This window comes from Streptomyces sp. NPDC020996, from assembly GCF_040641355.1.
In the GTDB taxonomy this organism is placed as follows: domain Bacteria; phylum Actinomycetota; class Actinomycetes; order Streptomycetales; family Streptomycetaceae; genus Streptomyces.
The window spans coordinates 26,068-49,150 of record NZ_JBFADM010000044.1 but is presented as its reverse complement, the minus strand read 5'-3'; the positions used below and the strand labels follow the sequence as shown (position 1 = coordinate 49,150).

Genomic DNA, 23,083 nt, shown 5'->3' with positions numbered 1-23,083 from the left:
CCGCCGGTGTGCATTCCGCCGTGGGGCTTGTCGAAGCCGTCCTTGTCGTGTTCCTTCTTGTCGAAGCCGTCCTCCTTGCCGCCGTCCTCCTTCTTGCCGCCCGAGTCCTCCTTGCTGAAGCCGGAGTCCCCGTGGCCGCTGTCACCTCCGTAGGCGTACGCATAGGCGCCCGGGGCGCCGAGGGCGAGGACGGCCGAGGCCGCCCCGGTGGCCAGGAGCATGCGAGCAGAACGCATCTGATGTTCCTTCCGTCGCGAGCCGGGCAGCTGGTGCTTCGTCAGCTGGAATGACCCGGCCCCGATATGAACCACCGTCAGGCAGTCGGCCGCCGCTCACCACTCGGGGCGCTCAGCCGGGTGACGACCGGCACGTCTCAGGCTCCGCGTTCACCGGGCCGGCCCAACGTCCGGGCCGGACCGCGGCAGAGCCAGCAGCGTGGTCAGCACCTCGCGCAGCGCCGCTTCGGCATCCGCCGCCGGACCCGCCGACCGCCAGGCCACGAACCCGTCGGGGCGGACGAGCACGGCGCCCCCGGCCGCCGTGCCGTGGCGCTCCGTCCAGCCCGCGCCGTCCTCGGGCACCAGCTCGGCGTCCGGCCCGGTCCCCACCTGGTAGGAGGCCAGCGGGACGGACAGCCGCCCGGCGAGCCGGAGGGCGGCCTCGTGCCAGCCGTTCGGCACGTCGGCGTCGCTGAGCAGGACGAGCGAGCGTTCGTAGAGGTCGAGGGTGGAGATCCGGCGGCCCCGGTGCGCCATCCACAGGTGGGGCGCCCGGCTGCCGGGCTCCCCCGTCAGCTCCAGTCGCTCCGGCACGACCGGGGTCGCGGGGTCGGCGCCGACGACGGCGCCGCGCGGATAGCGGTAGCCGAGGGCGACGTTCAGCAGCCCGCGCTGGGGCCCGCCGCCGGTGCCGGGCGGCGGGGCGAAGCCGGGGTGGCTGTGCTCGGCGGACCGGGCGGCCGCCCGGGCGCTGGTCGCCTCCGCCACCGGACGCCGCTCGGCGTCGTAGGAGTCCAGCAGCCCTTCGCCCGCCCAGCCGTCCAGCACCGCGGCCAGCTTCCAGGCGAGGTTGTGCGCGTCCTGGATGCCGGTGTTGGAACCGAAGGCGCCCGTGGGGGACATCTCGTGGGCCGAGTCGCCGGCCAGGAACACGCGGCCGGTCCGGTAGCTGCGGGCCACGCGCTGAGCGGCGTGCCAGGGGGCCCGGCCGGTGATCTCCACGTCGAGGTCCGGGTCGCCGACCGCCCGGCGGATGTGGTCGGCGCAGCGCTCGTCGGTGAACTCCTCCAGCGTCTCGCCGTGTTCGGGGTGCCAGGGGGCGTGGAAGACCCAGTTCTCGCGGTTGTCCACCGGCAGCAGCGCGCCGTCGGCGTCCGGACGGGTGAGGTAGCAGACGATGAACCGCCGGTCGCCGACGACCTCGGCGAGGCGGCGGGAGCGGAAGGTGACGCTGACGTTGTGGAACAGGTCGCCCGGTCCGCTGTGGCCGATGCCCAGCTGCTCCCGGACGGGGCTGCGCGGGCCGTCGGCGGCGACCAGGTAGTCGGCGCGGATCGTGGTGTGCTCGCCCGTGCGCCGGCTCTTGACCACCGCGGTGACACCCGCGGAGTCGGCGTCGAACGACATCAGTTCGGTGTGGTAGCGCAGATCGCCGCCGAGCTCCGCGGCGTGGTCGAGCAGGACCGGTTCCAGGTCGTTCTGGCTGCACAGGCACCAGGAGGTCGGGCTGAAGCGGGCCAGCCCGCCGCCCGGGTCGATCTCCTTGAACAGCCATTCGCCCGCCTCGCCGACGAGGGCGGGGGTCTGCAGAATGCCGTGGTTGTCGGCGAGGGTGACCGCGGCCGCGTGGATCGCGGGTTCGACGCCGGCCACCCGGTACAGCTCCATCGTGCGCACGTTGTTGCCCCGGCCGCGGGGATGGATGGAGGTGCCGGCGTGCCGCTCGACGAGCGTGTGCCGCACCCCCAGCCTGCCGAGGAACAACGAGGTCGACAGGCCGACCAGGGAACCGCCGACGATGAGGACCGGGACGCGCTGATCCGTCCCGTCCGCCCGTTCGGCTCTTGTGTTCATCACGTGCCTCCAGCGTGTCGTGTCCGCCGTCCCGGCCGGATCCGGCGGGGATCTTCATCAATGCCCCGCGGCGCGGAGGGCGGCTCAGGCTTCACCCGCTTACGTGACACGGGTCCGCCCGCGCCGGGAACCGCTCCGCAGGGTTGACGTGTACTTGGCAAAGATGGCTTCATGGGAGCGCTCCCACATTCAGTCCCGTTCCCCTTCCGACGCCTGGGCCATCCGGCGCTCACTCCCTGGAGCCGCAGTGAGAACAGCGAGAACAGCGACACCCACGACCGCACCGAGGAGCACGGCACGAAAGCGCCCTCTGGAGGGCCTGCTGACCGCACTGGCCGGCCTGCTCGGGCTGGTCCTCGTCACCGCAGCCTTCCCCGCCGTCGCGCACGCCGAGCCGCCCGGTGTCCGCGCGGCCGGCCTGCACATCAGCAACGGCCGCCTGGTCGAGGGCAACGGCAACGACTTCGTCATGCGGGGCGTCAACCACGCCCACACCTGGTATCCGGGCCGGACGCGGCAGTCGCTGGCCGACATCAAGGCGCTGGGCGCCAACACGGTGCGCGTCGTCCTGGCCGACGGCCACCGCTGGAGCGCGAACAGCCCCGCGGACGTGGCCGACGTCGTCGCGCAGTGCAAGGCCAACCGCCTCATCTGCGTCCTGGAGGTGCACGACACCACCGGCTACGGCGAGGACAGCGCGGCCGGCACGCTGGACGAGGCCGCGGACTACTGGATCGGCCTGAAGGACGTGCTCGCCGGTCAGGAGGACTACATCGTCGTCAACATCGGCAACGAGCCCTGGGGCAACACCGACCCCGCCGGCTGGACCGCGCCGACCATCGCCGCCGTCAAGAAGCTGCGCGCCGCCGGACTCGCGCACACCCTCATGGTGGACGCGCCCAACTGGGGGCAGGACTGGCAGGGCGTCATGCGCGCCCAGGCCCGGTCGGTCTACGACGCCGACTCCACCGGCAACCTGATCTTCTCGATCCACATGTACAGCGTCTTCGACACCGCCCAGGAGATCACCGACTACCTGAACGCCTTCGTCGACGCCAAACTGCCCATCCTCATCGGCGAGTTCGGCGGCCCCGCCGACCAGTGGGGCGATCCGGACGAGGACACGATGATGGCCGCCGCCGGTCAGCTGAACCTCGGCTACCTGGCCTGGTCCTGGAGCGGCAACACCGACCCGATCCTGGACCTGGCGACCGGCTTCGACGCCACCCGGCTCAGTTCCTGGGGCGTGCGCGTCTTCAACGGCGCCGACGGCATCGCGCGGACCGCGAAGGAGGCCACCGTCTACGCCGGACAGAGCTCCGGCGACACCCAGGCGCCGACCGCCCCCGGCACCCCGAGCGCGTCCTCGGCGACGGCCAAGTCGGTCACCCTCACCTGGGCCGCCGCCACCGACGACGTCGGCGTCGCCGGCTACGACGTGGTGCGCGTCGGCGGCGACGGCACCGAGACCAGGGTCGCCACCTCCACCACCGGGACCGCCACCGTGACCGGCCTGACCGCCGCCACCGCGTACACCTTCGCCGTGCGCGCCCGCGACGCGGCCGGGAACCGCTCGCCCCGCTCGGCGACGGTGGACGTCACCACGGCCGAGGGCGCCAAGACGTCGTGCTCCGTCGGCTACCGCGTCGTGGGGGAGTGGCCGGGCGGCTTCCAGGGCGAGATCACGATCGGCAACACCGGCGCCACCGCCATCGACGGCTGGACGCTCGGCTTCGCCTTCGCCGACGGCCAGACGATCTCCAACATGTGGGGCGGCACGCCCACCCAGAGCGGCGGCACGGTCAGCGTCGCGGCCGCCTCCTACACCAGCACCGTCCCCGCCGGCGGCAAGGTCACCGTCGGCTTCACCGCCGCCAAGGGCACCGCCAACACGGCGCCGACGGCGTTCACGCTGAACGGCGCCGCCTGCTCCACCGGCTGACCCGGTCCGCGCGGTGTCATCGGCCCCGCGCGGTGTCATCGGCCTTGCGTGGTGTCATCGGCCTCGCGCGGTGTCATCCGCCCCGCAGGGCGTCGCCCGCCCCGCACGGCGTCACCCGGTGCCGCGCAGGGCGGCCCAGGTCTCGCGTCCCACCTCGCCGTCGGGCTGGAGCCCCTGGTCGCTCTGGAAGCCGCGCACGGCGGACTCCGTACCGGCGCCGAACTCGCCCTCGGCGTCCGAACCCGCCCCGGTGTAGCCGTGTTCGGCCAGCAGGCACTGGACCTCCAGGACCCGCCGGCCGCTGTCCCCCCGGCGGGTGCGGCCGCTGCCGGAGTAGTACGTGCACTCCGAGGGCTCCGGCGCGTTCGCGGACCCCGAGGGCGAGACGGTGGGCGAGCCGCCCGGCGACGGCGTCCCGGCGGCCGATGTCTCGGCGGCCGGGGCGGCGTTCGCGCGGGTGGCCGTCACGGAGCCCGACGCCCGGGGCCGGCCGGCGTCGCGGGCGAGAGCGGCGCCGCCGGCGCTCTTGCCGGACATGCCCGGCGCGCGGCCCGAGCCGCCGGGCAGCGGCAGCAGGCCGGAGCCGCCCGAGCCGCCGCCCGCGCCCGCCGTGGCACGGGTCCAGGGGGCGGTGGCGGTCGCGGGGGCCTGGTGGTGATGGGCGATGACGAAGGCGCCCGCGGCGGCGCAGAGGGCCAGGCCGGCGGCGACGGCCGGCGCCGGCTTGCGCCGCGCCCGGGAGCGGGCTTCCGCCGGAGGCGGAGCCGGTGCCTCCGCCGCCCCGGGCCCCGCCTCCGCTGTACCCGCCCGCGGATCCACCGCCCCCGCCCGAGCCTTCGGCGGCTCCGGGCGGGCCGGCCGCCCGGCCGGGAGGCGGCGCAGCACCTCGTACGCCCGGTGCCGGGCCAGCACCCGGCTCTCCAGCGACTCGGGCCACACGGACGACGTGCGGATGTGCTCCTCGGCCGCCTCGATCAGCTCGTGCGGAGCGGGCCGCAGCCCGGGTTCCTTCACCAGGCACACGGACAGCAGGGAGGCGAGGTCCGCGTCGCGGGCGCGGACCTCGTCGAGCAGGTCCTGGTCCGGCTCCTCGAACGCCACCCGGTGCATCACGTCGACGCCGGTGCCGTCGCCGAACGGGGCACGGCCCGTGGCCGCGTAGGCCAGCGTCCCGGCCAGCGAGAACACGTCCGACGCGGTGTCGCAGCGACCGGTCCTCAGGTGCTCCGGCGACATGTAGGCCGGGGTGCCCACCCGGTTGCCGGTTCCGGTGAGCGCGCTGGAGTCCACCGCCTTCGACAGGCCGAAGTCGATCACGTACGCGCCCCAGGGTGAGAGCAGGACGTTGGAGGGTTTCAGGTCGCGGTGCACGATCTCCGCGGCGGCGAGCGCCGCGAGCGCCTGTCCGACGTCCGCCACGAGCCGCCAGACGGCCGCGGTCTCCAGGGCGCCGCCCTCCCGCACGGCCGCCGCCAGGTCGAGCCCCGGCACGTACTCGGTGGCCATCCACAGCAGCTCGTCCCCGGAGCCCGTGCCGCACAGTCTCGGCGTGTGCGGGGTGCGGACGCGGTGGTGCACCGCCGCCTCGCGCTCGAACCGGCGCCGGAAGCCGGGGTCGTCGGCGTACTCGGGCCTGATCACCTTCACCGCGGCCAGGACGGGACTGCCGTCCGCGGGGCGGGCGAGGAAGACCCGCCCCATGCCGCCGCTGCCGAGCAGGGCCAGCGGCACGTACGGACCGATGCCGTCCGGGTCGCCGGCGCGCAGGGGAGAGGCGCCGGCCTGCCGCAGCACGGCGGCCTCGTCCGCCGCCGGGTCCGGTGCCGGCCGCTGTTGTGACACGGGTTCCCCCGAAATTCTCTTCGACGTATGCCAGTTCGCTGTCCAGGGGAAGACGAGGCTAGCCCAGCCGCGGCGCGTACCGAGGGTTTCTCCCACTTCCGCCCCCGTCGCGTCGCGCGGGATGGCTTGTTCCGACCCCTGAGACGCGGGCTCCGTCGTCGTGCGAGGGGTTGTCCTGACAATCTCCCGGCGCCTAGGGTCATCCCGCAGGGCAAGCGCTTTCTGCCTGCCATCGGTCGTCGGCACCCCGAGGAGGACCCGTATGTCCCCACGCCCCGCTCCCCGCCGCGTCGCCGTCGTCGGCACCGGCGCGATCGTCGCCGGCAGCCATCTGCCCGCGCTGCGCGCCCACGGCGGCCGGGTGGAACTGGTCGCCGCCGTCGACGTGGACCGCGGCAGGCTCGACGCCTTCCGGGAACTCGCCGGGGAGCACGTCGCCGGATACACCTCGACGAGCGCCATGCTGGACGCAGTACGGCCCGATCTCGTCCTCATCGGCACGCCGCCCTCGCTGCACCGCGAGCAGACGGTGGCCGCGCTGAAGGCGGGCGCGTGGGTGCTGTGCGAGAAGCCGCTGTGCCTGTCGCTGGCCGAGTACGACGAGATCGCGGCGGCCGAGGAGGCGTCGGGGGCGTACGCGTCCGTGATCTTCCAGCACCGTTACGGCTCCGGGGCCGCGCACGCCCGGGACCTGATCGCCAGCGGGGAGCTGGGCGCTCCCCTGGTGGCCCACTGCCAGACCACCTGGTACCGCGACGCCGCCTACTACGCCGTGCCGTGGCGCGGGACCTGGGCGAGCGAGGGCGGCGGGCCGACGATGGGCCACGGGATCCACCAGTACGACCTGCTGCTGCACCTGCTCGGCCCGTGGGAGGAGGTGCGCGGCATGGCGGCGCGCCTGGTCCACGACACCGAGAGCGAGGACGTCTCCACGGCCCTGGTGCGCTTCGCGAACGGCGCCGTCGCCACGGTCGTCAACAGCGTGCTGTCCCCGCAGGAGGTCAGCCGGATCCGCGTCGACTGCGCGGACGCCACCGTCGAACTCACCCACCTGTACGGGTACCGCAACGAGGACTGGGTCTACACCCCGGCGCCGCACGTCGACGCCGGGCGCGCCGCCGCCTGGCGCACCCCCGCGGCGGACGTGCCCAGCTCGCACACCGCGCAACTGGGCGCCCTGCTGGACGCCTGGGACAGCGGCACCCGGCCGCCGGGCAGCGGCCCCGGCGCCCGCGCCACCCTGGAATTCGCCGCCGCCCTCTACAAGTCGGCCTTCACCGGACGCCCGGTGCACGCGGGCGAGATCGGCCCCGGCGACCCGTACTACGCGGCGATGCACGGCGACCACCCGCAGTGGGCCCCCGAGGAGCGCGCATGAGCATCCGCGTCAGTCACGTCCACGGCGAGCACATCGCGGTCGCGACGGCCGCGGGCACCGAGATCCTGCGCTACGTCTACCGGCCCGACCCGCAGGCGTACGAGTCGCGCAAGCCCTACGCCCACCCGGTGCGCACCCTCGCCGGGCGCACGGTCACCGGCTACCGCCCCAACGACCACCGCTGGCACAAGGGCCTGCAGATGACGGCGAGTCACCTGTCCGGGCAGAACTTCTGGGGCGGCAACTCCTACGTCCGCGGCCAGGGCTACCAGGTCCTGCCCGGACGCGTCGGCTCCATGCGGCACGACGGCTTCACCGCCCTCACCGTCGAGGACGGCCGCCTCGCCCTCACCGAGCGGCTCACCTGGGTCGCGCACGGCGGCGAGGAGTGGGCGGGCGAGACCCGCGGGCTGACCGTGCACTCGGTCGACGAGGAGGCCGGCGCCTGGGCGCTGGACTGGTCGATCCGGCTCACCAACGCCCGCGCCGAGCCCCTGGTCTTCGGCTCCCCGACCACCGAGGGCCGCGAAATGGCCGGATACACCGGCCTGCAGTGGCGCGGTCCCCGCGACTTCACCGGCGGCACCGTCTTCGGACCCGAAGGCGTCGCCGACGCCGGGGCGCTGATGGGCACCCAGGGGCCGTGGCTCGCGTACACCGCCGAGCACGACGAGGTCGACGCGCACTCCACGGTCGTCTTCGCCCACGCGCCGGAGAACCTCGACGAGACGACGGCGATCCACCCGTCGCACTGGTTCGTGCGCGCCGAGCCGATCCCCACGGTCGCGTTCTCCTGGGCGTTCTTCGAGACGTTCGAGCTGCCGCCCGGCGCGTCCTTCGCCTACCGCTACCGGGTCGTCGTCGCCGACGGAGCCTGGGACCGCGACCGCGTCGCCGGGCACCTGAAGGGCCTGCCGTGGTGACCCCGGCCGGCCCCGCCCTGCCGCACCCGCTGCCCGGCGCCGTCGGCCTGTCCCACCTCAGCGCCTACGACTGGCCGGCCGCCGACGGGGTGTGCGGCGGCAGCCCGCATCTGCACCTGGTGTGCACGGAGGCGTACGTGGTCACCGGCGGCCGGGGCGCGGTGCAGACCCTGAGCCCCGACGGCTGCCGGGACATCCCGCTGCAGCCCGGGTCCGTCGCCTGGTTCACGCCGGGCACCGTGCACCGCATGGTGCAGCGCGACGGCCTGCGCGTCACGGTCCTGATGCAGAACAGCGGGCTGCCCGAGGCCGGGGACGCCGTCTTCACCTTCCCGCCCGAGGTGCTCGCCGACCCCGAGAGGTACCGGGACGCGGCGACGCTCCCGCCGGGCACCGGACCCGGTACCGAGGCGGCCGCCCGGCGCCGCCGGGACCTGGCCGTGCGGGGCTATCTGCCGCTGCGGGAGGCCCTCGCCGCCGGCGACGACGGCCCGTTCCGGGAGTTCCAGCGCGCCGCCGCCCGGCTGGTGCGCCACAACGTCCCGGCCTGGCGCGAGCTGTGGCGGGCCGGCGCCCTGGCCGCCGCCGAACGCACCGGCGCCCAGCTCGACGCGCTGGCCGCCGGCGAGCCGGCGTACCTGGCCGGGGCGACCGCGTACGCGGCGACGCCCACCCGGCGCGGCGGCTACGGCATGTGCGGCCTGCGCGACGAGTACGCGCTGCCCGGGACGACCCTGCCGTACGCCGACGAGGACGCCCCCGGCGGCCCTACGGCTTGATGCCCACCCCGGTCCACAGGCTGACCTCGGCGTCCGAGGCGACGGGCTCGCTGTCCGGGCGCCAGCGGTGGCCGACGGTGATGCCCGGTTCGAGCAGTTCCAGTCCGTCGAAGAAGCGGGCCACCGCGTCCTTGGAGCGGAACTGCACGGGCGTGCCGGCGCCGGTGTAGATGTCGGTCACCTTCTGCCAGGTGGCCGGGTCGAAGTCGGGCGTGCAGTGGCTCAGCGCCAGCGCGCTGCCCGACGGGAGCACCGCCAGCAGACGGCTGACGATGCCGTACGGGTCCTGCGCGTCCGTGACGAAGTGCATCAGGGCGTTGAGGGACAGCGCCACGGGCCGGGTGAGGTCCAGGACCTCGGCCAGCTCCGGCGCGTTCAGCAGCGTGTCCGGGTCGTTGACGTCCGCCTCTATGTACGTGGTGCGGCCCTGTCGCGTGCTGCGCATCAGACGCTCGGCGTACTTCAGGACGAGGGGGTCGTTGTCGGCGTAGACGACGCGTGCCTCCGGGACCACGGACTGCGCGACCTGGTGCAGGTTGGGCTCGGTCGGGATGCCGGTGCCGATGTCCAGCCACTGGCGGATGCCGTGCTCCCGGGCGAGCACCCGGGTGGCCCGGTGCATGAAGGCGCGGTTCTCGCGGGCGCAGGTGAAGATGCCCGGGTAGGCCGCCGCCACGGTCTCCGCCGCCTTCGTGTCGACGTCGAAGTGGTCCTTGCCGCCGAGGTAGAAGTCGTACATCCGCGCGGAGTGGGGCCTGCTGGTGTCGATGTCCCGCGCGGCGTGCGAGTTGGTCATCCTGTCCCTCTCAGTGGTTTTCGTGGGGGTTTCGGGCAGGTCGCGGGCCGGGGCCGGCTCCCGCTCGGGTTCGGTGGGCGGCTCAGCCGGCCGCCAGGTGGTCGGCGAGACCCCGTTTGACCCCCGCGACGAACGCGGCGATCTCCTCGGGGGTGTAGATCAGCGCGGGACCGGCGGGATCCGTCGACTGCCGCAGGGCCACCCGGCCGTCGGCGAGCTGCTTCGTCTGCACGCACTGGCCCCCGTTCGGACCGCTCCACGGAGACTCCCAGCCGTGTTCGCCGAGGTCCGACGCGGGCATCCCGTTGTAGACGTCATCGTCGATGGTGGTCATGAGTACTCCTTGCGCATGCGGTTCAGGAGCGCCCTGCTCTCCGCGTCCGAGGTCAGCAGGGACATGCGGTTGTGCGCCTCGAGATGAGCCACCACGTCCGAACGCTGGTCCAGGTACATCGCGCCGGAGAGGATCTCGCTGTAGACGATGTCGGGCAGCTCCGGCTCCTCGAAGCGGAAGTACGTGAACGGCGCGCAGGCGCCGACGTGGGCGCCGGCCGTGAACGGCACGACGTCGATGCTGACGTGCTCCAGCTCCGAGACCTCCAGGAGCCGTTCGATCTGTTCCCGCATGACCTCGGGACCGCCGACCACCCGGTGCAGCACGGCCTCTTCCATCACCACCCACAGCGTGGGCGCGTCGGGTCTGTCCAGCAGGCCGGCGCGGCGCAGCCGCAGGTCCACGCGCCGCTCGAGGTCCTCGTCGCTGTCGTTGGGGAAGCCGCCGCCGAGGACGCCGCGCGCGTACGCGGGGGTCTGCAGCAGGCCCGTGACGTAGTGGGGCTCGTAGGTGCGCAGGGTCTTGGCGCCGGTCTCCAGGCTGACGTACGCGCTGAACCAGGTGGGCAGCACGTCCCGGTACGTGTGCCACCAGCCGGGCTCGTTGGCCCGCTCGGCGAGGGCGACGAACTCGTCGATCTCCTGCCGGTCCGCCCCGTAGGTCTCCAGCAGTTTCTCCACGTAGAGCGGCTTGAGACCGACCTCCGCCTTCTCCAGGCGCCGGATGGTCAGGGTCTTCACCCGCAGCGCCCGCGCCGCGTCCTCCAGCGAGGCGCCGGCGTTCTGCCGCCGCTCCTGCAGCCGTCGGCCGAGGATCATGCGGAGCACGGTGGGCGCGCTGGCGCCGCTGCCCGCACCCGAACGGCCTTCGCTCACGCCCTTACCTCCTGAGGGTCCGTCACCCACCCGAGTCTGACAGGCACTTGATGACGCCGCCAGACTGACACCGGGCTGTGTGAAATTATCAGGGAGCCGGTTGCAGCCTGAACTCGGGTGCGAGCATAGTTACTTGTGTGATCCGTGCCGCCAGAACGCGAGCGCTTTCCTGTCAACGATCCATAGTCCCAATGGAGTTGGCGTGCTCATTCGTTCGGTGTACGTCCCCCGCCAACCCGGCTGTGCTCCGCCCCCACGGAAGGCCAACACCGTGTTCTCCCAGACGACCTCGTACTCCCAGCTGTTAGACGTCCCTGACCCGGATCGCGCGCACTGGCTCGAACTGCCCGCGCACCGCTCCAGCGTCCGGGTCGCCCGCCGCTCCATCGGCGCGCGGCTGACCGGCTGGCGGGTGCCCGGGGAGGTGTGCGCGGACGCGGTGCTGCTGCTGTCCGAACTGGCCACCAACGCCGTGCGCCACACGCTCAGCGCGCGGATCCTGTGCGGCATCGGACTGGTCGCCGACGGATGCGTGCGCCTGGAGGTGCACGACCACGACTACACGGGCCGCGACCTGCCCCGGTGCGACCCGGGCCCCGACGACGAGGGCGGACGCGGTCTGCTGCTGGTGGAGCAACTGGCCCAGGCCTGGGGCGTGGACCGCTCGCGGCTCACCGGCGGCAACGCCGTGTGGGCGACCCTGACGGCCTGACCTCCGGGCGGGACGGCGGTGGGCTCAGTCCCGTGCCGGCGTCAGCCGGGCGAGCAGCACGGTGCGGTCGTCGGCGACAGCCGTGCTGTGCAGCAGCCGCCGGCACAGCGCCGGCAGCGGGTCCGGGCCGCCGGCGTCCGCGTCCGGGTGGTCGGCGGCGGCCTCGTCCAGCGTGCGGGCGAGGCGGGCGATCTCCTGGTCGATGTCGTGTTCGCGGGACTCGACGAGCCCGTCGCTGTAGAGCATGAGCAGGGCCGGTTCCGGCACCTTCAGCACGGTCGCCTCGTAGCCGCCCGTGCCCAGTCCGAGGGGCAGGCCGGCCCCGGCGAGCGCCACCGGGGCGGTCCGGCCGTCCGGACCGCGCAGCAGCGGGGGCGGGTGTCCCGCCCCGACCAGGGTGCAGGTGCCCTGCCGCGGATCCCACTCGGCGTAGATGCAGGTCGCGAAGGACGCGTCCGGGGTGTCGCTGGCGAGCGCGTCCAGCCGGCGTACGAGTTCCACGGCGGGCATGTCGAGTCCGGCCAGGGTACGGACCGCGGTGCGCAGTTGGATCATCGCGACCGCGGACTCCGGACCGTGCCCCATGGCGTCCCCGACGATCAGGCTGACCCGGCCGCCCGGCCTGTTGAGCACGTCGAACCAGTCGCCGCCGATGACCGTGCCCTGCCCGGCCGGCAGGCAGCCGTGGGCGATGCGGCAGCCCTCGGCCTCCCGGACGGTGCCGGGAAGCAGACTGTTGCGGATGGCCAGGGCGGTGCGCCGCTCGCGTTCGTAGCGGCGCGCGTTGTCCAGCGCGATGGAGGCCCGCGCGGCCAGCGACTCCACCGCGGCCACCTCCGCGGTCACGAACGGTCCCCGGTCCGGCCCGCGCGTGCAGGCGATGAAGCCGATCGCGGTGTTCCGCAGCCGCAGCGGCACCACCAGGAAGGACGCCGCCTGCAGCAGCATGTCGATCCGGATGTCGCCGGGGCCGGACGCGGTGAGCCGTTCGGCCGTGTGCGCGTCGACGGAGTCGTGCAGCTGGGCCTGTCCGTCGGCGAGCGCGCGGGCGTACGGCGTCTCGCGGGGGAAGACGATCACTTCGCCGACCGGCAGCACGCCCTCCCACGCCTCCGGCGCGTCCGTGCCCACCCGCAGGGCCAGGCGGCGCGCTTCGATCTGGGGCGGGTCCGCGGTGACGTACGCGGTCTCCTCGCGGCGCCAGCGCTCCAGCAGGTAGACGGAGGCAGCGTCGCAGAAGCCGGGCGCCAGCGCGTGCACGACGTGGCTGCCGGTCATCCGCAGGTCGAGTTCCGAGCCGATGACGTCGGCCGCGGGGGAGAAGGCCGAACGACGGGGAGAGGGCAGTGCGGTGGGGGTGTCCTCGGTGCGGCTGCGCGGTTCGTTCCGCAGGGTCGTGGTGCCTTTCCGGGTGGGGGGCCGGGGCGCGCGGCGACGACAACGATATCGCCGCGGGTCGTCGGCAACTATATGATGATGTGTCAAGTGCTGTGTCCCGAAAGGATGTTCTGGTGACCGACAGTGGACCTCTGCCGCCGGGAGCCGATCCCGACAAGGCGAGCGTCGCCCGGATGTACGACGCGATGCTCGGCGGAGAGCACAACTTCGCCATCGACCGGGAGGCGGTGGCGGCGTTCACGGCCATCGACCCCCAGGTCCGCATGCTCGCCCGGGCCAACCGCGCCTTCCTCGGACGGGCTGTGCGCTTCCTGGTCGACAACGGGGTGCGGCAGTTCATCGACCTCGGCTCGGGCATCCCCACGCAGGGCAACGTGCACGAGGTGGCGCAGGCGGCCAGCCCCGGCGCCCGGGTGGTCTACGTCGACAAGGATCCCGTCGCCGTCGCCCACAGCGCGTCGCTGCTCGCGGACAATCCGGACGCGGAAATCGTCGACGCCGACATCCGGCGCCCGGACGAGGTCCTGTCCTCACCGCAACTGCGCAAACTGATCGACTTCGACCAGCCGGTCGCGGTGCTGATGGTGGCGATCCTGCACTTCATCACACCGGAGGAGGACCCGGCCGGCATCGTCGCCGGCTTCCGGGACGCCCTGCCCGGCGACAGCTGGCTGGCCCTGTCCCACGCCACGAACCAGGACCGCCCGGACACGGCCGCCGCGGTGGGCCGGCTGTACCGGTCCAGGGCCACGTCGCCGGTCACCGCCCGCTCCCACGAGGAGATCCTCGGCCTCTTCACGGGCTTCGACCTGGTGGACCCGGGCCTGGTCCACGTCCCGGTGTGGCGCCCGGACCCGCACGACCGCGTCCCCGACAACCCGTCGGAGTACTGGGTGTACGCGGGGGTGGGCCGCAGGAGCGGCTGACGGGGGCGGTCCGTACGGGAGCGACGGGGGCGGGGGCAGACCGGAGCCTCTGTCCCCGGACCCCGGCAGGGGGGTGCCGGTCCGGGCCGGAGGACCAGGCTGCGCGCGGACCGGGGGCGGCCGGGCTGGCCAGGGCGCGGTGGACGACCCACGTGCGACCGTGCCTCCCTCCGGGCGGCCGTTCCCCGGGGTGGGCGCCGCTCCGGGCAGCGGGCGGGCACACCCCGCGCGGCGGGTGGCAGTCAGGGACCGGACGTCCCCGCCGTCTAGTCGGCGGACCCGGGCCCGGCCTCCCGGCTCCGATGCCACGGAACGGCAGGGCGGGACCGGTCCTCGGCGAGGGACCGCATCCTCTCCCGGTAGGCGGCCGCGTCGATCCGGCCGCGCAGCCGCTGTCCCACCAGTCGTCCCTCGGCCGCCTCCAGGGCGGCGCGGTGCCGTCGTACCCGCACGGCGTGGTGGCCCGCGGCCGGGCTCAGCAGACGGGCGGTGTCGTACAACGCACCGGCGAGGATGAGCAGTTGCAGCAGAACGGCTATGGCGATCATGACACCGGCTCCGAGCAGAGCGGGCCGGCCCGGTCCGGGCGCCCGACGACCGGCGAGGTGGAGGGGCCGTCCGGTCGGCGCACCCGCGGACACGGCGGGCCGGGATGCGGGGCGTCGACGGGACGTGCGGTGGCGGTCTTCGGCGTTGTCCCTGCCATGCCCCTCGCCTCCCGGTCGTCGGCGCCGCTTCCGTTCCCAGTGCAACGCGGCCGGTGCCGTGCGCGGAGGGGCCACCGGGGTGAGGCGGGGGCCGTCCGGCCCTGGCGGTCGGGCCGGCCGGCGGCTACGGCGCCGCGCGCCGGGCCGGCACCGTCGACCGTGACCGACGCGGCGCGCGCTCCCCGGCCGGTCGGCGCGGCTGGTACGGTCGGCGCGGCTCGTAGGGCCGGCTCGGGGGCCTGCTGCGCTCGGCTCGACCGCGCCCCAGGCCTGATGCCATCGTGAACACCCCGCGAACGCCGTCCGGCGACCGCGGGCGGGGCGGCCGGACACGACACGCGCCGTCCCGTCCGCAGCTGTGCGCGGTCCCGGGCCGGTGGCTTCCGCGCCTGCGTCGCGCGTTGCGCTCGCCTCGCGCCGCCTGCGTCGCTTCCGCGTCCGTGTCGCTTCCGCGCCCGGCGGGTGGCTGGCGCTCGCGCTCGCGTCGCTTCCGCGACCGTGATGGGCGTCGCGTCGCACATGGTGCTCACGTGCACGCGGTGTGCCTCGCGCGTGTGCTCAGAAGGGGCCGTGTGTCCAGCGGCCGGCGGCCATCGTGGCGTGTACCGGCATTTCGCGCAGCGTGGGGGCGTCCGCCTCCAGCGGGTCCGCGTCGACGATCACCAGGTCGGCCGGGGCGCCGGCGCGGGGGCGGGAACGGCCCAGCGCCGACGCCGCGAGCGCCGCCCCAACCGGCAGGCGTTGCTCCGGGTGCCAGGCGGGCCGCTCGTCGGCCGTGCGGCTGACGGCCGCCGCGATGCCCAGCCACGGGTCGAGGGGGGCGACGGGGGCGTCGGAGCCGAACTCCAGCCGCACGCCGGCCGCCAGCAGGTCGGCGTAGGCGAACGCGCGCCCGGTGCGTCCGGCCCAGTGCCGGTCGGCGACATCGCGGTCGTCGGGGGCGTGCGCGGGCTGCACGCTCGCCGTGATGCCCAGCTCCGCGAACCGCGGCACGTCCGCCGCCGTCAGCAACTGGGCGTGCTCGATGCGGCCCCGGCAGCCGACGGCCTCGAACGCGTCGAGGGCGAGCGTGTTGGCGCGGTCGCCGATCGCGTGGACGGCGGGTTCCAGGCCGTGCGCGGCGGCCCGCCGCATCAGCCGGACCAGTTCCTCCCGCGGCGTCTCCTGCACCCCGTAAGCCTCCGGAGTGCCCTCGAGACCCGGGTAGGGGTCGCGGCACAGCGCGGTGCGCGTGTTGAGGGAACCGTCCGTGAACACCTTGAGCGGGCCGACCCGGACCATGCCGCCGGTCCCCGGCAGGACGTCGCCGGTGCGGAGCCCGCGCTCGATCACCTCCTCCAACTGCGCCGGATACACGGCGGCCCGTACCCGCACCGCGAGCGGTGCCGCCGCGGCGCGCCGGCTCCAGTCGGTGACGTTGTCGGCGAAGTGGAAGTCGACGATGCCCGTGACGCCCCGCGCGGCCGCGTCCCGGCACGCCTCGGCCACCCACCGGTCGAGTACCTCCGCGGGCGCCTCGGTCAGCGCGTCGAGCACCTCGAAGCACTCGTGCTCCCGCAGCAGCCCCGTCGGATGGCCGCCCCGTCCGACCCGCGCCAGTGCCGCCGAGTTCAGCCACGCGGCGTGCAGGTCCGCGCCGACCAGCGCGACCGGCCGGTCCGGGCACACGGCGTCGAGCAGCGACCGGTGCGGTGTGTCGGACCACAGCCCGTCCCGGAAGCTGTGGCCTGTCAGCATCTCCCCGGCGGGCAGGCCGGTCGCGTGCCGCCGCACGGCCTCGGCCACCGCCCGCGCGGAGCCGATGCCGGACAGGTCGAGCCGGTGCCGGTTGCCGGCCCACTGGGCCATGTGCACGTGGGCGTCCCACAGACCGGGCAGGACGGTCCGCCCGCCCAGGTCGACCACCACGTCCCCCGCAGCCTCCCCTGCGGAGTTCCCCGCGGCCTCCTCCGTGACGCCCCCGCGCCCGTCCTCCGCCATCACGGCGACGATCCTCCCGCCGGCGACCCGCACGCTGCCCAGCGGCCCGCCCGGCCCGATCCGCACGCGGGCGAGCGTCACCGCGGGCGGGTCGCCCGGTTCACCGGCCCGGGGACCGGGCATCCCGTCGAGGCTCGTCATGAGGGCTCCCGTCGTCGGCGCGACATGCCACGGGCGGGGGCGCGTGACATACCACCCTGCCCACCGGCTGATCCGGCTGATCCGGCTGATCCGGCTCCGAGGCTACGCGCCGGTGACCGACCGGTGACACGGCCCCCCGCCGCACGCGGCCGCCGGTCTCAGCCGAGGGCCCGGTCCAGGTTGAAGGCGGCGCTGATGAGCGAGAGATGGGTGAACGCCTGCGGGAAGTTGCCCTGCTGCTCCCCGGTGTGGCTGATCTCCTCGGCGTACAGGCCGAGATGGTTGGCGTAGGTCAGCATCTTCTCGAAGGCGAGGCGGGCCTCGTCGATCCGCCCGGCGTGCACCATGGCCTCGACGTACCAGAACGAGCAGATGGAGAAGGTGCCCTCGTCGCCGTGCAGCCCGTCGGGGCTGGCCGTCGGGTCGTAGCGGTAGACCAGCGAGTCGGACACCAGGTCGTGGGTGAGGGCGTCGAGCGTGGACAGCCACTTGGGATCGGTCGGGGCGATGAACTTCGTCAGCGGCATCATCAGCACCGCCGCGTCCAGCACGTCGCCGTCCTCGTGCTGCACGAAGGCCTGCCGGGACTCCGACCAGCCCCGGCTCATGATCCGCCGGTAGATGGTGTCCCGGCACTGCCGCCAGCGCGGCAGGTCGGCGGGCAGGCCGCGCCGGTTGGCCATGCGGATGGCCCGCTCGATCGCCACCCAGCACATCAGCCGTGAGTACAGGAAGTTCTTCCGGCCGCCGCGGGTCTCCCAGATCCCCTCGTCGGGCTGGTCCCAGTGCTCGCACACCCAGTCCACCAGCGCGCACACGTCGTCCCACTGGTCGCTGGAGATCGGCTTGGCCCACTTGTCGTAGAGGTAGATCGAGTCGATGAGCGCGCCGTAGATGTCGAGCTGCAACTGCGCGGCGGCGCCGTTGCCGACCCGCACCGGCGCCGAACCGTGATGCCCCTCCAGGTGGCCGAGCTCGACCTCGGGCAGGTCGGTGCGGCCGTCGATGCCGTACATGATCTGCAGCGGGCCCGACGGTTTGCCGTCGCCGGGACTGACGTGCCGGGTCACGAAGTCCATGAACGCCTCGGCCTCGCCGGTGAAGCCGAGCCGCAGCAGCGCGTAGACGCAGAACGCCGCGTCGCGCACCCACATGTACCGGTAGTCCCAGTTGCGCTCGCCGCCCAGTTCCTCGGGCAGGCTCGTGGTCGGCGCGGCGACCATCGCGCCGGTGGGTGCGTAGGTGAGCAGCTTCAAGGTGAGCGCGGAGCGGTGCACCATCTCCCGCCAGCGGCCCCGGTACTTGGAGGCGGACAGCCAGCGCCGCCAGTAGGCCACCGTGGTGGTGAACTGCTCCTCGGCCTCGAGCCGCGCGCACCCGCGCGGCTGCACGTCCCCGCCGACCTGGTCGAGCGCGAACACCGCCGACTCGCCCTCGGCGAGCTTGAAGTCGGCCCGCGCGTCGGGGCCGTCGGCCTCCATCGGCACGGTCGCGGTCAGCGCGAGCGACAGCGCGTCGGTCTGGAACAGCGCCACCCCGCTGATCATGCGCAGGGTGTGCGGCCGGGCGCCGTACTCGAACCGCGGGGCGATCCGGACGCTGAACGGGATCGAGCCGCGCACGCACACCACGCGCCGGATCAGCCGGTGCCGGTCGGCCTCGACCTTCTCGCCGCTGATGGGCATGAAATCCTGCACCTCGCCGACACCGTCCTCGGTGAAGAAGCGGGTGATCAGGACGTTGGTGTCGGGGAAGTAGAACTGCTTCGTCGTCGCGGGGACGGCCGCCGCCAACTCGAAGCAGCCGCCGCGCTCGGCGTCGAGGATCGACGCGAAGACGCTCGGCGCGTCGAAGGACGGACAGCAGTACCAGTCGATGGTGCCGTCGGTGCCCACCAGGGCCACGCTGCGCAGATCACCGATGAGTCCGTGCTCCGCGATCGGCAGATAGCGCGGGGCGGACCCCGGCCTCTGCTCGTCGGTCGCGCTACCGCCCATCGCAGCCTCCCTGCCCCGACCGGATCCCCGCTCCAGCTTAGGGCGGATCGCCGCCCCGAGCGCGGGGTTCATGAAGGCGAGAGTGGTGGGATCGCGGAGGCGAGGGCGCGGGGTTCGCGGAGGCGAGGACGCGGAGTCCGCGAAGGCGAGGGCGCGGGGTTCGCGAAGGCGCGACCGCAGAGATCGTCGGGGCGCGACCGCGGAGTGCGTCGAGGCCCGGTCGGCGTCGGGTCAGACGGCGACGACCCGCACCCCGGCCTCCTCGAACCGCCGCACCGCGTCCGGGCTCGCCGCCGTGTCCGTGACGAGGGTGTCCACCGCGTCGGCCGCGCAGATGCGGGCGAACGCGCGCCGGCCCAGCTTGCTGGAGTCGGCCGCGACCACCACGCGCTCGGCCCGTTCGCACAGCAGCCGGTTGACCGCGGCCTCCGCCTCGTCGTGCGCGGCGGCCCCGTGGGCGACATCGAAGGCGACCACGCCGAGCACCGCCACATCCAGGGTGATCTGCCCCAGCACCCCGTCGGCGAGCGGCCCGACGAGTTCGTACGACTGCGGGCGGGCGACCCCGCCGGTCACCACGATCTTGAACTGGGGGCGCACGGCAAGCTCGTTGGCGATGTTCAGCGCGTTCGTGACGACGGTGAGCGCCGGCGAACCGGAGGCCAGATCGGCGCGCACCGCCAGGGCGCGCGCCACCTCGGTGGTGGTGGTGCCGCCGGTGAGCCCCACCGCCTCGCCGGGGGAGACCAGCGCGGCGACGGCCTGCGCGATGCGCTGCTTCTCGGAGGCGCGCCGGGCCGTCTTGTAGCGCAGCGGCAGCTCGTACGACACCCCGTGCACGACCGCGCCGCCCCGGGTCCGTACGAGCATCTGCTGCTCGGCGAGCTGGTCGAAGTCGCGCCGGATCGTCGCGGCCGATACCCGCAGATCGGCGGCCGCCTCCTCCACGTCGAGCCGGCCGCGTTCGACGAGCAGTTCCAGCAGCGCCTTCCAGCGGGCGTCCCGCGACATCCGCACCCTCCGTCCCTCGGCCTCCCGGCGACCCTAGCGCACCGTGATCCCGTCGAGATGCTTGAAGTTGCTCGAAAAAGCTCGGTATCTTGCAAGAAAAAGCAAGGCGCGGTGACGAGGAGGGGACGCCATGACGTACGTCGAGGACGAACTGACCAGCCAACCCGAGTGCTGGACGCGCGCGGCCGCGGAGGCCGGACGGCACGCCGGTGTGCTTCCGGCGCCGGGGGAGCGGGTCGCGCTCACCGGATGCGGCACCTCGTACTTCATGGCGCAGGCGGCCGCGGCCCTGCGCGAGGCCGCGGGCCAGGGCGAGACGGACGCCTTCGCCGCCTCCGAGTTCCCCCACGGGCGGTCCTACGACCGCGTCGTCGCCCTCACCCGCTCCGGCACCACCACCGAAGTGCTGGAGCTGCTCGGCAGGCTTAAGGGGCGCACCCGGACCGTCGCCGTCACCGCCGACCCGGACACGCCCGTCATGGACGCCGCCGACGACACCGTCGTACTCGGCTTCGTCGACGAACGCTCCGTCGTCCAGACCCGGTTCGCGACCAGCGCGCTGACCCTGCTGCGTGCCCACCTCGGCCTGCACACCGACGCGGTCGTCGCCGACGCCCGCACCGCGCTCGCCACCCCGCTGCCCGAAGGGCTCGTCGACTGCGCGCAGTTCACCTTCCTGGGCCGGGGCTGGACGGTCGGCCTGGCCAACGAGGCCGCACTGAAGATGCGCGAGGCCGCGCTCGCCTGGACCGAGGCCTACCCGGCGATGGAGTACCGGCACGGCCCCATCAGCATCACCACCCGCTCCACCGCCACCTGGATGCTCGGCGACCCGCCCGAGGGGCTCGCCGGACAGGTCCGCGCCACCGGCGGGACGTGGGTGGCGGACGGCCTCGACCCGCTCGCCGGGCTGGTCCGTGTCCAGCGCCTCGCCGTCGCCGTGGCCGCCGCCCGCGGCCTCGACCCGGACAGCCCGCGCCACCTCACCCGCTCCGTGATCCTCACGCCCTGAGCCCTGAGCCCTGAGCCCTGAGCCCTGGAGGCTTGGAGCCCTGTGCCCTGGAGCCCTGGAGCCCGGTGCCCCAGAGCACTGATCCCCTATTCCCTGAGCCCGTCTGCCCTGAAGCCCCGGAGTCCCGGAAAGGACCGGCCGTGCCCCTCGTGACCACCGGCGAGCTCGTCGCCCGCGCCGCGGCGGCCCGCTCCGCCGTCCCCTCCTTCAACGTCATCACGCTGGAACACGTCGAGGCCGTCATCGCCGGCGCCGAGTCCGCGCGGGCCCCCGTCGTCCTCCAGGTCAGCGAGAACGCCGTCAAGTTCCGCTACGGGCGGCTGCTGCCGCTCGCCCGCGCCGCCGTCGCCGCCGCCGAACGCGCAGCCGTCCCGGTCGCCCTGCACCTCGACCACGTCCGGAGCGACGGCCTGCTGCGGCAGGCGCCGGACGCCGGCTTCAGCTCGGTGATGTACGACGCCTCCCACCTGCCCTACCCGGACAATCTCGCCGCGACCAGCGCGGCAGCGAGCTGGGCGCACGCCCAAGGGCTCTGGATCGAGGCGGAGTTGGGGCAGATCGCGGGCAAGGACGACCGGCCGCCGCTGGACGCCCACGCCCCCGGCGCCCGCACCGACCCCGACCAGGCCCGCGCCTTCGTCGCCGGCTCCGGCGTGGACGCCCTCGCCGTCGCCGTCGGCAGCGTGCACGCGATGACCACGCGCACCGCCACCCTCGACCACGACCTCCTCGAACGCCTGTCAGCCACCCTGGACGTGCCCCTCGTACTGCACGGCTCCTCCGGGCTCCCGGACGGCGAACTCGTCGCCGCCGTCGCGGGCGGCATCGCCAAGGTGAACGTCGGCACCGCCCTCAACCTCGCCATGACGGGCGCCATCCGCACGTTCCTGGCCGCCCATCCCGAGGCGGCGGACTCCCGCGCCTACCTGAGCGTGGGACGCGAGGCGATGGCCCGTACGGTGGAGCGGATCACCGGCGTGCTCGCCCGCGCCTGATCACCTCTTCACGGCCTTCAGCACCACGAACTTCCGGTCGCCGGCGACCAGTTCGCTGTTGCCGAACAGCCGCCGCAGCTTGACGTGGTACCCGAGGTGCCGGTTGCCGACCACCCACAGCTCGCCACCGGGCCGCAGCGCACGCCGGGCGCCGCTGAACATCCGCCACGCGGTGGCGTCGGTCGTCGCCTGGTGCGAGTGGAACGGCGGGTTGTTGAGCACCAGATCGACGCTGCCGTCCGGCACCCCCGCCAGCCCGTCCCCGACCCGGAACTCGGCGTGTCCCGGCAGCCCGCCGGCCTTCCACGTGGCCTCCGCCGAGGCGACGGCCTGGAACGACTCGTCCACGAACAGCACCTCGGCCGCCGGATCGGCGGCCGCCACCGCCGCGCCGACGACACCGTTGCCGCAGCCCAGGTCCACCACCCGCCGGGCACCGCGCCCGGCCGGCAGGTGCCGCAGGAAGAAGCGGGTGCCGATGTCGAGCCGGTCGGCGCAGAACACCCCCGCGTGGTTGACGACGGTGCGCCCCGACAGCGGGCCGATCCCGTCGGGCAGGGCGTAGCTGTACGGCCACGGGTTGACGGGCCGGGGAAGCGCCGGGTCCGGCGTGCAGAAGATCAGGCGGGCCTTCTGCTCCGCGAGCGAGGTGCGGGTGGGGCCGAGGATCCGCTCGAACAGCCGCAACGTCGAGGTGTGGATCTCCTTCACCATCCCGGCGCCGACGACGACCGTGCCCGCGTGCACGGCGGGCGCCAGCCGCAGCAGCTGGTCCTCGAGCAGCGCCAGGCTCTTGGGCACCCGCACCAGCAGCACGTCGACCCGCTCGGGCGGCGGGTCCTGGGTGGTCAGCAGTCCTACGGTCCCCGGTTCGGCCCCGGCCCGGACCAGGTTCGCCCGGGTCGCCTCCTGCGCCAGGAAGGAGTCGGTGATCTGTACGGGCCGGTGCGCCGCGAGGGCGGTGACCAGGGCGCCCCACCGGTCCCCGACCACCACCACGGTGCCCGACAGCGGCACCTCCTCGGCGGCCAGGTGCCGGAGCAGGTAGGCGTCGGCGGCGTCCCAGGCACGCAGCCTCTCGCGCGGGTCGTGCGGGAAACGGGTCAGCGCGAGCTCGCCCCAGGGCGTGATCATCCGGTCGTTCATCGTGCCCCAAGGCTAAGGCCTGCCGCGCGGGTCGTCCGGCGTCGCCCGGGCGGCACCGCGTCCCCCGCGGCCGTCCTGGCTCTGGTCCGCCCCGGCCCCGGCCCCGGTCCGTCCTGG

At 74.1% G+C, this 23,083-nt stretch carries 19 protein-coding genes and 1 pseudogene; 8 read left to right on the top strand and 12 right to left on the bottom strand.

Annotation, left to right across the window (positions count from 1 at the left end; all coding sequences use genetic code 11):
* Positions 1 to 236, bottom strand: a pseudogene (locus AB0G63_RS26620) (hypothetical protein); the annotation flags it as partial.
* 150 nt (positions 237 to 386) lie between these two features.
* Positions 387 to 2,072 (bottom strand): FAD-dependent monooxygenase, encoded by a 1,686-nt coding sequence (locus tag AB0G63_RS26615; RefSeq protein WP_360754905.1) that lies wholly within the window; start codon positions 2,070 to 2,072, stop codon positions 387 to 389.
* A 247-nt stretch (positions 2,073 to 2,319) separates the two neighbouring features.
* Between AB0G63_RS26615 and AB0G63_RS26610 the strand changes: the two genes are divergently transcribed.
* On the top strand, positions 2,320 to 4,014 hold the full coding sequence (locus AB0G63_RS26610; RefSeq protein WP_360754902.1) for a cellulase family glycosylhydrolase: 1,695 nt from the start codon (positions 2,320 to 2,322) through the stop codon (positions 4,012 to 4,014).
* A gap of 111 nt (positions 4,015 to 4,125) precedes the next feature.
* On the opposite strand, the gene AB0G63_RS26605 is transcribed toward AB0G63_RS26610, so the two are convergent.
* A complete protein-coding gene (locus AB0G63_RS26605; protein ID WP_360754899.1) occupies positions 4,126 to 5,856 on the bottom strand; it encodes a serine/threonine-protein kinase in 1,731 nt (576 codons plus the stop codon).
* A gap of 262 nt (positions 5,857 to 6,118) precedes the next feature.
* Here AB0G63_RS26605 and AB0G63_RS26600 point away from each other — a divergent pair, with 262 nt between their 5' ends.
* Genes AB0G63_RS26600 through AB0G63_RS26590 form a run of 3 tightly spaced genes read left to right on the top strand, consistent with a single transcriptional unit; the run spans position 6,119 to position 8,936 of the window.
* Positions 6,119 to 7,234, top strand: coding sequence for a Gfo/Idh/MocA family oxidoreductase (locus AB0G63_RS26600; RefSeq protein WP_360754896.1), 1,116 nt, complete (start codon positions 6,119 to 6,121; stop codon positions 7,232 to 7,234).
* Positions 7,231 to 8,157, top strand: coding sequence for a PmoA family protein (locus AB0G63_RS26595; protein ID WP_360754893.1), 927 nt, complete (start codon positions 7,231 to 7,233; stop codon positions 8,155 to 8,157). The genes AB0G63_RS26600 and AB0G63_RS26595 overlap by 4 nt, the downstream gene beginning before the upstream one ends.
* Positions 8,151 to 8,936, top strand: coding sequence for a cupin (locus AB0G63_RS26590; protein ID WP_360754890.1), 786 nt, complete (start codon positions 8,151 to 8,153; stop codon positions 8,934 to 8,936). The genes AB0G63_RS26595 and AB0G63_RS26590 overlap by 7 nt, the downstream gene beginning before the upstream one ends.
* Here AB0G63_RS26590 and AB0G63_RS26585 read toward each other — a convergent pair.
* From AB0G63_RS26585 to AB0G63_RS26575, 3 genes are all read right to left on the bottom strand, one after another.
* Complete coding sequence (locus AB0G63_RS26585; RefSeq protein ID WP_360754887.1) at positions 8,926 to 9,732, bottom strand: SAM-dependent methyltransferase; 807 nt, start codon at positions 9,730 to 9,732, stop codon at positions 8,926 to 8,928. The genes AB0G63_RS26590 and AB0G63_RS26585 overlap by 11 nt on opposite strands.
* A gap of 82 nt (positions 9,733 to 9,814) precedes the next feature.
* The gene (locus AB0G63_RS26580; RefSeq protein ID WP_360754884.1) at positions 9,815 to 10,066 is read right to left on the bottom strand and encodes a DUF397 domain-containing protein; all 252 of its coding nucleotides are present in this window, start codon (positions 10,064 to 10,066) and stop codon (positions 9,815 to 9,817) included.
* Positions 10,063 to 10,941, bottom strand: a complete 879-nt coding sequence (locus AB0G63_RS26575; RefSeq protein WP_360754881.1) for a helix-turn-helix transcriptional regulator — start codon at positions 10,939 to 10,941, stop codon at positions 10,063 to 10,065. Before AB0G63_RS26575 ends, AB0G63_RS26580 begins: the two co-directional genes overlap by 4 nt.
* Before the next feature lie 271 nt (positions 10,942 to 11,212).
* Here AB0G63_RS26575 and AB0G63_RS26570 point away from each other — a divergent pair, with 271 nt between their 5' ends.
* Positions 11,213 to 11,653, top strand: coding sequence for an ATP-binding protein (locus AB0G63_RS26570; protein WP_360754879.1), 441 nt, complete (start codon positions 11,213 to 11,215; stop codon positions 11,651 to 11,653).
* Between the two features lie 24 nt (positions 11,654 to 11,677).
* Here AB0G63_RS26570 and AB0G63_RS26565 read toward each other — a convergent pair whose 3' ends face one another.
* Positions 11,678 to 12,931: a SpoIIE family protein phosphatase gene (locus AB0G63_RS26565; protein WP_360754876.1), complete on the bottom strand. Its 1,254-nt coding sequence runs from the start codon at positions 12,929 to 12,931 to the stop codon at positions 11,678 to 11,680.
* Between the two features lie 233 nt (positions 12,932 to 13,164).
* Here AB0G63_RS26565 and AB0G63_RS26560 point away from each other — a divergent pair, with 233 nt between their 5' ends.
* Positions 13,165 to 13,977 carry an SAM-dependent methyltransferase gene (locus AB0G63_RS26560; RefSeq protein WP_360754874.1) on the top strand — a complete coding sequence of 271 codons (813 nt, stop codon included), beginning with the start codon at positions 13,165 to 13,167 and terminating at the stop codon, positions 13,975 to 13,977.
* A gap of 266 nt (positions 13,978 to 14,243) precedes the next feature.
* Here the strand turns inward: AB0G63_RS26560 and AB0G63_RS26555 are convergent, their stop codons facing one another.
* The 4 genes from AB0G63_RS26555 to AB0G63_RS26540 all read right to left on the bottom strand — a co-directional run bounded on the left by AB0G63_RS26555 (position 14,244) and on the right by AB0G63_RS26540 (position 19,813).
* Entirely contained in the window at positions 14,244 to 14,525 is a 282-nt protein-coding gene (locus AB0G63_RS26555) for a hypothetical protein (protein ID WP_360754872.1), read from the bottom strand.
* A gap of 717 nt (positions 14,526 to 15,242) precedes the next feature.
* Entirely contained in the window at positions 15,243 to 16,805 is a 1,563-nt protein-coding gene (locus AB0G63_RS26550; RefSeq protein ID WP_360754868.1) for an amidohydrolase, read from the bottom strand.
* 158 nt (positions 16,806 to 16,963) lie between these two features.
* Positions 16,964 to 18,802, bottom strand: coding sequence for a glycoside hydrolase family 15 protein (locus AB0G63_RS26545; RefSeq protein ID WP_360754865.1), 1,839 nt, complete (start codon positions 18,800 to 18,802; stop codon positions 16,964 to 16,966).
* 231 nt (positions 18,803 to 19,033) lie between these two features.
* Complete coding sequence (locus AB0G63_RS26540; RefSeq protein WP_360754863.1) at positions 19,034 to 19,813, bottom strand: DeoR/GlpR family DNA-binding transcription regulator; 780 nt, start codon at positions 19,811 to 19,813, stop codon at positions 19,034 to 19,036.
* A 130-nt stretch (positions 19,814 to 19,943) separates the two neighbouring features.
* On the opposite strand from AB0G63_RS26540, the gene AB0G63_RS26535 reads away from it, so the two are divergent.
* Both AB0G63_RS26535 and AB0G63_RS26530 read left to right on the top strand, forming a co-directional pair.
* Complete coding sequence (locus AB0G63_RS26535) at positions 19,944 to 20,825, top strand: SIS domain-containing protein (protein ID WP_360754861.1); 882 nt, start codon at positions 19,944 to 19,946, stop codon at positions 20,823 to 20,825.
* A gap of 140 nt (positions 20,826 to 20,965) precedes the next feature.
* Positions 20,966 to 21,820, top strand: coding sequence for a ketose-bisphosphate aldolase (locus tag AB0G63_RS26530; protein ID WP_360754859.1), 855 nt, complete (start codon positions 20,966 to 20,968; stop codon positions 21,818 to 21,820).
* Here the strand turns inward: AB0G63_RS26530 and AB0G63_RS26525 are convergent, their stop codons facing one another.
* The gene (locus AB0G63_RS26525) at positions 21,821 to 22,954 is read right to left on the bottom strand and encodes a methyltransferase (RefSeq protein WP_360754975.1); all 1,134 of its coding nucleotides are present in this window, start codon (positions 22,952 to 22,954) and stop codon (positions 21,821 to 21,823) included. It abuts the gene before it with no gap.
* Between the last annotated feature and the right edge of the window lie 129 nt (positions 22,955 to 23,083).